This is a genomic window from Chitinophaga rupis, assembly GCF_900109685.1.
In the GTDB taxonomy this organism is placed as follows: Bacteria; Bacteroidota; Bacteroidia; order Chitinophagales; family Chitinophagaceae; genus Chitinophaga; species Chitinophaga rupis.
The window spans coordinates 161,887-174,112 of record NZ_FOBB01000010.1 but is presented as its reverse complement, the minus strand read 5'-3'; the positions used below and the strand labels follow the sequence as shown (position 1 = coordinate 174,112).

The 12,226-nt window shown below is 47.6% G+C and carries 8 protein-coding genes; 7 read left to right on the top strand and 1 reads right to left on the bottom strand.

Going from position 1 to position 12,226, the window contains the following annotated elements; all coding sequences use genetic code 11:
* The first annotated feature begins 12 nt into the window (after positions 1–12).
* From BMZ54_RS28035 to BMZ54_RS28005, 7 genes are all read left to right on the top strand, one after another.
* Entirely contained in the window at positions 13–1,467 is a 1,455-nt protein-coding gene (locus tag BMZ54_RS28035) for a cellulase family glycosylhydrolase (RefSeq protein WP_089919786.1), read from the top strand.
* 111 nt (positions 1,468–1,578) lie between these two features.
* Complete coding sequence (locus BMZ54_RS28030; RefSeq protein WP_089919784.1) at positions 1,579–4,041, top strand: glycoside hydrolase family 2 TIM barrel-domain containing protein; 2,463 nt, start codon at positions 1,579–1,581, stop codon at positions 4,039–4,041.
* Between the two features lie 18 nt (positions 4,042–4,059).
* The gene (locus BMZ54_RS28025; protein ID WP_089919782.1) at positions 4,060–6,147 is read left to right on the top strand and encodes a beta-galactosidase; all 2,088 of its coding nucleotides are present in this window, start codon (positions 4,060–4,062) and stop codon (positions 6,145–6,147) included.
* A 27-nt stretch (positions 6,148–6,174) separates the two neighbouring features.
* Positions 6,175–7,770, top strand: coding sequence for a GH39 family glycosyl hydrolase (locus BMZ54_RS28020; protein ID WP_089919779.1), 1,596 nt, complete (start codon positions 6,175–6,177; stop codon positions 7,768–7,770).
* A gap of 45 nt (positions 7,771–7,815) precedes the next feature.
* Positions 7,816–9,894: a discoidin domain-containing protein gene (locus BMZ54_RS28015; RefSeq protein ID WP_089919778.1), complete on the top strand. Its 2,079-nt coding sequence runs from the start codon at positions 7,816–7,818 to the stop codon at positions 9,892–9,894.
* Between the two features lie 67 nt (positions 9,895–9,961).
* Positions 9,962–10,558, top strand: coding sequence for an AraC family transcriptional regulator (locus BMZ54_RS28010; RefSeq protein WP_089919776.1), 597 nt, complete (start codon positions 9,962–9,964; stop codon positions 10,556–10,558).
* Between the two features lie 56 nt (positions 10,559–10,614).
* Positions 10,615–10,971: a nuclear transport factor 2 family protein gene (locus tag BMZ54_RS28005; RefSeq protein ID WP_089919774.1), complete on the top strand. Its 357-nt coding sequence runs from the start codon at positions 10,615–10,617 to the stop codon at positions 10,969–10,971.
* A gap of 73 nt (positions 10,972–11,044) precedes the next feature.
* Here BMZ54_RS28005 and BMZ54_RS28000 read toward each other — a convergent pair whose 3' ends face one another.
* Positions 11,045–12,223: an MFS transporter gene (locus BMZ54_RS28000; protein WP_089919773.1), complete on the bottom strand. Its 1,179-nt coding sequence runs from the start codon at positions 12,221–12,223 to the stop codon at positions 11,045–11,047.
* Positions 12,224–12,226: the final 3 nt, after the last annotated feature.

The following is a 12,226-nucleotide window of genomic DNA, read 5'->3' as shown; positions in this document are numbered from 1 at the left end:
AATATCATCATTATGAAAACTCAAAGTTGGCGTATGCTCACCGGCCTTCTAATCATGGCTGCAGTGTCGGCATATTGCAGTAAAAAGGGTGTGGTAACACCGGCATTATCGGTTTCACTATCTGATATTGTTTTTAAGGCAACCGGGGATACCGCTGAGGTAACGGTCACCAGTAACGTAGAATGGAATATCAGTAACCCTGCATCTTCCTGGTTGCAATTGAGCAAAACAGGCGGCAACAGCAGTCCGGCTTCTATTCACCTGACCGCTGCCGCCAATACTACCGGAGCTTCCCGCTCCGCAGTGCTGGAGGTTAACGCGGGAAACAGCCAGGTGCGCAGGATTAATGTAACACAGGCCAGCAGCTTATATCCGGGCTATAATATATCTCCGCAGCCGGCTGATGCAACCGGCATGGGAAGTACCGCCGTGCAGCTGGCGGCTAAATTTCAACTGGGCTGGAACATTGGCAATACGCTGGAAGCGATCGGCGGGGAAACCGCATGGGGTAATCCACTGATCAGCGAAAGCTATATCAAAGCTGTAAAAGCGCAGGGATTTACCGCCATCCGCCTGCCCTGCTCATGGGACTATTATTCCGATAAAACCACCGCCAAGATCCAGGATACCTGGCTTAACCGGGTAAAGCAGGTGGTGCAATATTGTGTGAATAACGATATGTATGTGCTGCTTAATATCCATTGGGACGGTGGCTGGCTGGAAAACAATATTAACGCCCAGAAGAAGGATTCCGTTAATGCCAAACAACAGGCCTTCTGGGAACAGATTGCTACGGCCATGCGTGATTTTGATGAGCACCTGATGTTTGCAAGCGCCAATGAACCCGCTGCCGATAATGCCGATCAGGTGGCGGTACTAGCCAGCTATCATCAAACCTTCGTTAACGCAGTACGGTCCACCGGCGGGCGTAACAGCTACCGGGTGCTGGTGGTACAGGGGCCCTCAACGAATATTGAAAAAACATATGACCTGATGAATACCCTCCCCACAGATCCTGCGAAAGACCGCATGATGGTGGAGGTGCATTATTATTCCCCTGCCCAGTTCTGTATACTGATGGATGGCGATGCCTCCTGGGGTAAAATGTTCTATTACTGGGGTACCGGACATCATTCAACCATTGAACCTGAACGCAATGCCACCTGGGGTGAGGAAAGTGATGTGAACGCCTCCATGGCCAGAATGAAAACGAAATACACCGATAAGCAGATCCCGGTTATAATGGGCGAATATGGAACCTACAGACGTGGTAACACTAAGTATGTTCCCAAAGACCTGGCCACCCATAATGATGCAGTAGATTATTGGCTGACCTATGTAACCAAACAGGCCATAGCCAATGGTCTTAAGCCCTTTTACTGGGATACGGGCGGCGCTTTGGACCGGCGGAATAATACCGTGCTTGATAAACGTTCTATTGACGCCCTTTTAGCAGGCAGTAAATAGTTTCAGAAGATCGATTGACTTGTATGTATAAGGGATGAGCGTTAGTGCATCCCTTATACATTTTCTTAAATACAGACATGGAAAGTGAAGCCAGCGCTTAAGGTTCAACACATGAAAAAGTACAGGGGATTAGTAGCTGCATTGATTGCAGCGTTTTTTTACCAGCCGTTATGTTACGCCCGGATCGATTTGCCGGAAGCAGGAAATGAAACGCCCGCAGGCATTGCGCGGAAGCAATTATTTGATGATAGCTGGAAATTCTTTTTAGGCGATGTACCTGAAGCCAGGTCAAAAGACTTCAGGGATGAAGGTTGGCGTGATCTCAATTTACCACATGACTGGAGCATAGAAGGAAACATAAGTCCCAAAAATCCAACAGGAGGTGGAGGCGGATACTTCCCAGCAGGTGTAGGCTGGTACCGGAAAACCTTTCAGGTTCCGGGGGAATGGAAGGGCAAACATATCTCCATTTATTTCGAGGGTGTTTACATGAACTCCGAGGTTTTTATCAATGGGAGATCCCTTGGTATTTACCCATACGGCTATTCTTCGTTTAGTTATGACCTTTCCCCTTTTTTGGAGTTTGGACAGGAGAATGTTATAGCAGTAAGGGTAGATAATTCTCAGCAGATGAACAGCCGCTGGTATAGCGGCTCCGGGATCTATCGCCATGTTTGGATGATGGTTACGGGCCCTGTGCATGTGGCGCAATGGGGTGTAGCAATTTCAATTCCCAATGTTACTTCCCAAAAGGCAGCTGTTCAGGTAACAACGCGGATGAAAAATGAAACACCTGTAAGCCAAAGCATTGTACTTAAAGCCCTTCTCTGGAATAAAAATTCCAAAAATGCAGGTGCTGACCAGGTGAAGGTGGAGCTACCCGCCAATAGTGAAAAGGAAATTACACAAACCATACAGGTATCAAACCCTTTGCTTTGGTCACTAGAGTCTCCCAATTTATACCAGGCGCAGATCCAGGTGTTACAGGATAAAAAGGTAGTGGATGATACCCAAACCGCTTTTGGTATCCGTTCCATAAAATTTACTGCCGTAAATGGTTTTCAGCTTAACGGCAAAACAGTGAAAATAAATGGCGGCTGTGCCCATCATGATAATGGTTGCCTGGGCGCTGCCGCTTTTGACCGTGCAGAGGAACGCAAGGTGGAGCAGCTGAAGGCCGCCGGGTTCAATGCGGTAAGAACTTCCCATAATCCTCCTTCTGAAGCTTTTTTAAATGCCTGCGATAAATTAGGTATGCTGGTGATGGATGAAGCGTTTGATTGCTGGAGAAAAGGAAAAACGAAATATGATTACGCCATGTATTTTGATAAGTGGTGGAGCCGTGATCTTGGATCAATGGTGCTGCGCGACCGTAATCATCCTGCTGTTATAATGTGGAGTATAGGTAATGAGATACCGGAGAGAAGTGAGCCCGAAGCTGTAAATACCGCTAAAATGCTTGCAGATGCTATAAAGAAAATAGATAGTACCCGCCCCGTTACATCGGCTATTGTAGAAAATGGTAAGGATTGGACAGTGTTTGATCCGCTAATGGCAGTACACGATGTTGCCGGTTATAATTATCACCTGTTTGCTGCACCCTCAGACCATCAACGGGCTCCTTCACGTATGATCGTTCAAACAGAATCTTATCCGAAAGATGCCTTTACAAACTGGAAGCTGGTACAGGATAACAGTTATGTTATCGGAGATTTTGTGTGGACAGCCATTGATTACCTGGGCGAATCGGGAATTGGCCGCTGGTACTACTCCGGCGATGTTCCCGGCGAACATTGGGAGCATGATCTTTTCCCCTGGCATGCTGCATATTGTGGTGATATAGATCTGGTTGGATGGAGAAAACCCATATCGCATTATAGAAGCATGTTGTATAATAATGATGAAAAGCTCTACATGGCTGTCCGGGAGCCGGCTCCGGAACCCATTGACATCAAAGAAACCTGGTGGTCCGTATGGCCAACCTGGGAAAGCTGGACATGGCCCGGAGCTGAGGGCAGGAAGGTGCAGGTGGAAGTTTATTCCAAATATCCCAAGGTCCGGCTTTACCTCAACAACAAGCTTATTGATGAACAGGCAACCACCGCTGAACAGCAGTTTAAGGCAACATTCTCTGTGCCTTATTCACCAGGTATACTGAAAGCAGTTGGTGTGGAAAGTAATAAGGAAGTTGGATCGGCCATGCTCCAAACGGCCGGTATTGCAGCAACAATAAAGCTGACTGCCGACCGGAAAGAAATGCTGGCAAACGGGGAGGACCTGGTATATGTTACCATCGAAATAACGGACAGGGACGGAGTATTTCAGCCCAATGCCGCAAACCGTTTGCATTTCAAAATAGATGGGCCGGCAGTTGTTGCAGGAATAGCCAATGCTGATATTAAAGATACGGATCCCTATGTAGGCGATACCCGTAAAGCATGGCATGGAAGGGCATTGGCTGTGATCAGAAGCACTCTGCACGCCGGGGATATTAAGCTTATGGTTAGCTCACCCGGTTTGCCGGAAAGCACTATCAGCATTAAAGCAAATACCATTACGGCAGGCACTGAATAACACATAAAAGATCTTCAGATGAATAAATACGCAATACCCATTATCATAACCCTTTTGATCTCAGGACTGAACGCAGCTGCGCAGGGAGGCAACCGCTTTTTTCCTGAAAAAGATCTCATTACAACCGGTATCTATTACTATCCTGAGCATTGGAACGAAAATCAATGGGAACGGGATATAAAGAAGATTGCCGGTATGGGTTATGAGTTTGTACACCTGGCGGAGTTTGCCTGGTTTAAAATGGAACCCGAAGAAGGGAAATTTGAATTTGACTGGCTGGATAAAGTAATGGCGCTCTGCGCTAAATACAACCTGAAAGTGATGATGTGCACACCTTCTGCAGCCACGCCGGCATGGATGAGGGTGAAGTATCCTGAAACTTTTGTAATGGATGGCCATTATATCCGCGCTGAGCATGGCACACGCGGGTTAGGGTCAATCGTTAATCCTGCCTACCGGCGGTTTGTAGCAGCCATTGTAACAGAAATGGCTAAACGCTATGGGCAGCATAAAAATGTGATCGGCTGGCAGCTGGATAACGAGCCGGATGCCAAACCTGACTATAGCCCATCTTCGCAGGAAGCCTTCCGGCAATGGCTCAGGAACAAATACAAAACCATTGAGGCATTGAATGCTGCCTGGGGCGCTGCTTTCTGGAGCCAGTGGTACGATAGTTTTGACCAGGTTATTATTCCCAATACCAACCTGGTAGGCTGGTGGGGCAATAATCCCCATGCCTTGCTTGATTTTAAAAGGTACTCGGCAGATGCCCAGGCGGAGTTCCTGGATTTTCAGGCTGCAACATTGCGGAGCTACATTTCTAAGGAGCAGTTTATAACCACCAATTATACAGCAGTATCCACCGGCGCTGATCCGCGGCGGACGAATAAGCTTGATTTTGCAACTTATACCGCCTATCCGAATGGCGGTACCAATAATATCGGGGAGCTGGGTTTTCGTTTGGGAAATAGTAAGGTGATCCTCTTTGCCGCTGAATATTATAAAAACGTAGGCGGCGTATCCGGCGTAATGGAAATTCAACCCGGGCCGGTGAACTGGGGCAGCTACAACCCGCTGCTTTTGCCAGGCACCGTACGTATGTGGCTGTACCACACTTTTGCTGCAGGTGGAAAGCTGGCCTCTTCTTACCGGTTCCGCCAGATCAATTATAGTGCAGAGCAATACCATGCCGGCGTAATACTGCCGGATGGTGTAACCCCTTCACCCGGTGGTGAGGAGTATATGCAATTCATGAAAGAAATAAAAGCGCTGCGCAAACAATATAAGCCGGGTGCTACCATGCCGGCAACACTGGCTGCACGGTCAACAGCCATCCTCTGGAACCTGGAAAATTACTGGACTATTGACCGGCAAAAACAAACCTGGCAATGGGATACCTGGAACTACCCAATTAAATTCCTTGAAATAGCAAAATCATTCGGCGCGCCGGTAGATGTGATCCCGGAAACTGCCGACCTGTCTAAATACAGGTTTGTGATTGTACCGGCCTACGAAATGGCCGACAGTGCTTTGGTAAAAAAATGGAGTGAATATGCGGCTAACGGAGGGCATTTGATCATTACCTGCCGTACCGCAACCAAGGATCGCATGGGCCATTTCTGGGAGGCGGAATGGGCTGCTCCCATATCCACCCTTATAGGGGCGCAGGTAAAAGCAACCGATATGCTTTCAAATAGCGGCAAAGGAGAGATCCTTATGGGATCAGCCCATTACAGCTGGAATAACTGGGCCGATCTGCTGGCGCCGGATAAGAATACGGAAACACTTGCTGTATTCGATAACCAGTTCTATAAAGGAAAAGCAGCGGTAGTAAAACATAAGGTTGGTAAAGGCTCTATAACCTATATCGGCGTGGATACTGATGATTCAAAGCTGGAACAGGACGTGCTGCACGGCATTTATACCGGTGCAGGGGCTACCACCGAGAATTATCCGCCCGGCATATATGTTTACTGGCGGGATGGTTTTTATGTAGCGGTAAATTATTCCTCGGATAATTATACCATGAACATGCCTGCAACAGCTAACATTATGGTAGGTGAGAAAATATTGCAACCCGGTGGAGTGCTGGTATGGACTGAATAGTTATAAGAAAGATAAAAGGCTTTAAGAATGAAAAAGAATCTAATACTGTTAACGACCCTGTTTGCTTCCATTTCAGGAACACTGGTTGCGCAAACGGCAAAGCGCAGCGGAACGGCCGCGCAGGAACGGGCAATCAATATTGATTTCAACAAAACAGCGGGAAAGTTCAGCACCATGTTTAATGAGTGTGTGGGCGCAGGCCGCGCCAACGAAGGGCTGCGGGCCGACTGGCAGCAGCAGCTTGCATATGTAAGAAAAGAATGCGGTTTCAGGTACATCCGCATGCATGGACTGTTAACAGACGACATGGCTGTATATACAGAGGATAGTAAAGGTAACCCGGTTTACAACTATATGTACATTGATGCTTTAGTTGATTTTTTACAAAGCATTGGCATGAAACCCTTTGTTGAGCTGGGCTTTATGCCTTCAGCGCTGGCCAGTGGATCCAAAACGATCTTCTGGTGGCGGGGGAATGTAACGCCTCCGAAGGATTACGAAAAGTGGGGTGCATTGGTGAAGGATCTTACCCGGCATTTTACAGAACGTTACGGCGCCAGCGAAGTAAAGACCTGGTATTTTGAAGTTTGGAATGAGCCTAACCTGGATGGTTTCTGGGCAGGGACGCAGGATGACTACTTTAAATTATACACCTATAGCGCTAAAGCTATTAAAAGCGTTAATTCATCTTATCGCGTTGGAGGGCCGGGAACTGCCGGAGCTGCCTGGGAAACCGAAATGATTGCATACTGCCAGAAGAATAATGTACCCATAGATTTTATAAGCACCCATGCCTATGGTGTAAAGCAGGGATATCTCGATGAATTTGGCAATTCAGGTACCGTGCTCGATAAAAATCCCATGAGTGTGAGCGGTGATGTGCTGCAGTCACGAAAAGAAATTGCCGGTTCAGCAATGCCTGATCTGGAGCTCCATTACACCGAATGGAGCGCATCCTATACCCCGGCTGATCCTATTCATGACAGCTATCATGAAGCAGCATATGTACTGCAAAAGCTGAAACAGGTTGGTAAGGCTGCCAACTCAATGTCGTACTGGGTATTTACCGATATTTTTGAAGAGCCCGGGCCACGCTTTACACCTTTTCATGGAGGATTTGGCATGCTGACCATACAAGGCATTAACAAACCGGTATTCTATGCCTACCAGTTTATGAACCGGCTGGGAAATATTGAATTGGCAAATACAGATTCCACTTCATGGGTGTGCAGGGATTCAACCGGAAATATACAGGTGCTGGCCTGGGATTTTACCAATACGCATCCGGGAGATTCCGTGCACAATCAGCAATATTATATCCGCGATCTTCCTTCAAAACCCAAAGGGAAATTGAAGATCAATATTGCAAACGTACCTGCCGGAACATATGCGCTTGAAGTATATAAAGCAGGTTATCGCTGCAACGATGCTTATTCCACTTATCTCTCCCTGGGGAAACCCGCACAGCTTAGCAGGCAGCAGGTGGAGCAGATTAAATCGCAGAATGACGGCACGCCGGTTTCAAAAGAGATCATAAAAGTGAAAGACGGGACCCCTTTTTCAAAGGAGCTGGCGATCTGGGAGAACGATGTTTACTTTCTGAATTTCATTAAGGTGGATTAGAAAAAATTAATACATTGAGCTGAAGAATAATAAACCCATAGTGTGATGTTTCGGAAAATTTGTAAGGTAATAACGGTAATAGGATGTTTGGCAGTAAGTGGTTATGCTCAAACCAGGGCGCCCGCTCCCTGCGGCCCGGTTCCCTCTGAAAACCAGATGAGATGGCAGGAAATGGAATATTACGCATTCATCCATTTATCTACCAATACTTTTACAGACCAGGAATGGGGATACGGTGAAGACGATCCTAAGATCTTTAACCCGGTTAACCTGGATTGCCGTCAATGGGCCCGTGTTTGTAAAGAAGCGGGTATGAAGGGTATTATTCTTACAGCCAAGCATCATTCAGGATTTTGTTTATGGCCATCAAAGTATACTGAATATTCTGTTAAAAATTCTTCCTGGCGCGGTGGCAAAGGGGATATTGTTCGTGACCTGGCAAATGCGTGTAAGGAATACGGCCTGAAGCTGGGTATTTATTTGTCGCCCTGGGACCGGAACAGCGCGGTGTACGGAACACCGGAATACATCACTTACTTCAGGAACCAGCTGAAAGAGCTGCTTACAAACTATGGTGATATTTTTGAAATATGGTTTGACGGAGCTAATGGTGGTTCAGGCTATTACGGTGGCGCCAGGGAAACCCGCAAAATAGACCGGACCACCTATTATGACTGGAAGAACACTTATAAGCTCATACGCCAGCTGCAGCCAAAGATCGTTATATGGAACGACGGTGGCGATCGCGGTGACCTGCGCTGGGTAGGCACAGAGGGTGGTTATGTTGGGGAAACGAACTGGAGCCTGCTGAATGCTACCGGAGAAGTACCGTATGATATGTTGCATCATGGAGTGGAGAACGGTGATTCCTGGGTACCGGCTGAGGTGAATACCTCCATCCGTCCCGGATGGTTCTATCATGCCTATGAAGACAGCCGCGTAAAATCCCTGCCCGATCTGCTGAATACCTACTACAGCTCTTTTGGACGTAACGGCGCCCTGCTGCTGAACTTTCCTGTAGACAGGAGAGGCCTGATCCATGAAACCGATGAGAAGGCGGCGCTGGCGCTGGCAAAAGCCGTAAAGGAAGCATTTGCAGTGAACCTTGCTGAAAAGAAAAAAGTGAGCGCTTCAAATGTGCGCGGTAACGCAAAAACATTCAGCGCAGGCATGGCAGTGGACGGAAATAAGAACACCTATTGGGCAACCGATGATGCAATAACAAACGCATCACTGACTATAGACTTCAGCAAACCCACTACTTTTAACCGTTTTCTTGCCCAGGAATATATACGCTTAGGCCAGCGGGTAAAAGCTTTTAAGGTCGAGGGATTGGTAAACGGCAGCTGGAAGGAGCTGGCGAATGGAACTACTATTGGTTACAAACGTATCCTGCTTTTCCCGGCTGTAACTGCTACGCAGCTACGTTTTACCATTACAGCTGCAAAAAGCTGCCCGCTTATATCCAATATAGGGGTTTATAATGCACCGCCTATTCTTATAGCACCTGAAATTATCAGGGATCAATCCGGGACGGTATATATCAGGCCCGCTGATAAGGGATCTGTTATTTATTATACCCTGGATGGCAGTCAGCCCACAATGGATGCAAAGCGGTACGAAGCCCCTGTACAAACGGATGGAAAAGTGAATGTAAAGGCCATTGTTTATGACCCCATATCGAAAAAGAGCAGCGCCGTAGCAGAAGAGAAATTTGACATATCCAGGAAGGACTGGAAAATATCAGGTATTAATGACGAAAAAGTTAACCGTGTGATAGACGGAGACCCTGCAACAGCCTGGTACCAGGAACATGATACAAAACTGCCGGCAGATCTTGATATTGATATGGGTAAGACGGAGAATGTATCCGGTTTCAGATACCTGCCAGGCCAGGGCCGCACCGATGGGATTATTACGCACTACCAGTTCTATGTATCAGAAGATAACAAAGAATGGAAGATAGCAGATGAAGGAGAGTTTTCCAATATTAAGAATAATCCATTGTGGCAGATAAAGGAATTTAAGCCGGTAAAAGCCCGTTATATCAGGCTGCGTGCATTACGCAATACCCAGCAGAACGATGCGGCGGGTTATGCTGAGCTGGATGTGATCACCCATTAACTTCAGCTTTTTAAATAAATATAGGCCGGAGCATAGAAAACCACCTAGACTTTGTAATTTGGAGCCTATGATCCGGCTGTATGAAAATTTCAACCAGCACAAGGCAAAAGTAGAGCTGCTGTATGCAGATGGCGCCATGAAAATGGCATTCTGCCAGTACCGCCGCTCATCCGAAGATGCGTTCTTCATACCTTATACCACGCTTACGTATGTACGCGAAGGGCGGAAAGTGATTTTCCTTAACGGTGAGTGTTATGATATGAAAGCCGGTGATACGCTTTTGGTTCCGAAAAATTCCATTTTATATTCTGACATCCGCGTGAAGCGGGAACCTTTCGTAAGCCTGAACCTGTTGCTGGGCGATGCAGATACCTTGCTCAGTCCTATGGCCTGCCACATTGCAGACCGTATGCAGCTGCAATATTACGCCGGCATGCATAACATGAGTCTGAGCACCTTTAAACGGTGGTTCAAAAAGGAAGTAGGCTGCAGTCCCGGTCAATGGATGATCGAAAAACGTTTACAGCAGGCAAAATACCTGCTGCAGCACAAGCGTTTATCCGTGAAGGAAGCCTGCTATAACAGCGGGTTTGAGGATGTATCTTACTTTATCCGCAGGTACAAACAGGCCTTTGGCCATACACCGGGGCAGGCAGCAATTTGACCTTTTTGTCTTATTCCTTCATATTCCTGCGACCTACCTTTATTAAAAAAAAGAATATGATCTCACGTGAACAAGCCCTGCATTTTGCGGACGAATGGGTAGCTGCATGGAACGCGCACGACCTGGATGCAGTACTCGCACATTATACGGAAGACTTTGAAATGAGCAGCCCCTTTATACAACAGATGGGCATCAGCCCGGATGGCCGCCTGAAAGGAAAGGCAAACGTGCGGAATTACTGGGAAAAGGCTATGGTGAACTATCCTGATCTTCATTTCGACCTGCACGAAGTTTTATCCTGCATGAATACAGTGATCATTTATTACACCAGTGTGAAGGGAAAGAAAGCGGCGGAATTTTTTGTGTTCAATGAGGAGGGGAAGGTATTCCAGGCCATGGGGCATTACAATTAGCAGCACCTGCCTAATCCCGTGTAGTAAGCTGTTTCAGACGGCTGACTACCGGGCATTTTTACGTCCCGGAAAATCAGCCGCGCTCTTTTGTGGCCAGCCACCAGTGGTACAGGCAGCATAGCAGTAATACCACTACCGCGCCCCACTGCCCCCCTGCGGCATCGGATGTTATGCCCATCAGGAAGGGGAAGATAGCTCCGCCGGAAACCCCCATGATCAGCAGGCCGGAAACTTCGTTGGAGCGGTCAGGCATGCGCTGCAGCGCAAAAGAGAATAATATGGAAAAGATGTTTGCACAGGCAAAACCGGCCAGCGCAACCCCCGCATAGATCAGGCCTGCATTTGCTGCAAACAGCAGCACCACCATTGCAGCAACGGCCGCAAAAGCAGAAATACGGTAGAAAAGACGGGCCGGCCATTTAGCCAGCAGTAGGGCCCCCAGGAAGGCGCCTGCCGTTTTGAACACAAAGTATATGCTGGCTATATAACCCGCCTGCTCTAAGGCTATTCCTGTTCTTTCCATCAGGATCTTGGGTGCTGAAACATTCAGGCCCACATCAATACCCACCAGCGTAAGTATGCCCAGGAAGTAAAGGAATATTTTTACATCTCCCAGCAGCGCAAAACATTTCATGATGGTGGAAGTAGTTTCTTTACGGCTGTTCTCATATACAGGTGTAACACTCAGCCACAGGAAAGAAAGCAGGGTAATACAGGCATACACAGGGAACAGCCATTGCCACTGATGGAACCGCGCAACGGCAAAAGCGGCTATAACAGGGCCCAGGAAAGAGGATATTGCTTTGATGAACTGCCCGGCCGTTAAGCTGCTCGTAAGCCGGTCCTTACCTTCTACATCCGTAAGCAAAGGGTTGAGGGAAACCTGCATGAGCGTATTGCCTGTGCCAATGAGGGCAAAGGCTGCCAGTATCACCGGCAGGCTGTATGACAGCATGGGTACCAGCAACCCGGCGCCCGTTATCACCATGCTAAGCTGCACTGTGCGCTTTCTCCCGATCCTGTTCATCAGCATGCCGGTGGGCACGGAAAAGATCAGGAACCAGAGAAAAACCGCCATAGGCAGCATGTTCGACAACGTATCCGACAGGTGAAAATCCTTTTTTACATAGCTGGTGGCAATGCCCACTACGTCTGCAAATCCAACGATAAAGAACCCAAAGAGAATAGGCGCCAGCCGTAAAACATTTGATCCGGCAGCGGTTTGTGATGTGTTGCTGATTGTTTGTGACATAAA

Bases quoted from the DNA above. Each gene is read 5' to 3' on its own strand.
- BMZ54_RS28035 (WP_089919786.1), top strand. From the start codon at position 13: ATGAAAACTCAAAGTTGGCGTATGCTCACCGGCCTTCTAATCATGGCT.
- BMZ54_RS28030 (WP_089919784.1), top strand. From the start codon at position 1,579: ATGAAAAAGTACAGGGGATTAGTAGCTGCATTGATTGCAGCGTTTTTT.
- BMZ54_RS28025 (WP_089919782.1), top strand. From the start codon at position 4,060: ATGAATAAATACGCAATACCCATTATCATAACCCTTTTGATCTCAGGA.
- BMZ54_RS28020 (WP_089919779.1), top strand. From the start codon at position 6,175: ATGAAAAAGAATCTAATACTGTTAACGACCCTGTTTGCTTCCATTTCA.
- BMZ54_RS28015 (WP_089919778.1), top strand. From the start codon at position 7,816: ATGTTTCGGAAAATTTGTAAGGTAATAACGGTAATAGGATGTTTGGCA.
- BMZ54_RS28010 (WP_089919776.1), top strand. From the start codon at position 9,962: ATGATCCGGCTGTATGAAAATTTCAACCAGCACAAGGCAAAAGTAGAG.
- BMZ54_RS28005 (WP_089919774.1), top strand. From the start codon at position 10,615: ATGATCTCACGTGAACAAGCCCTGCATTTTGCGGACGAATGGGTAGCT.
- BMZ54_RS28000 (WP_089919773.1), bottom strand. From the start codon at position 12,223: ATGTCACAAACAATCAGCAACACATCACAAACCGCTGCCGGATCAAAT.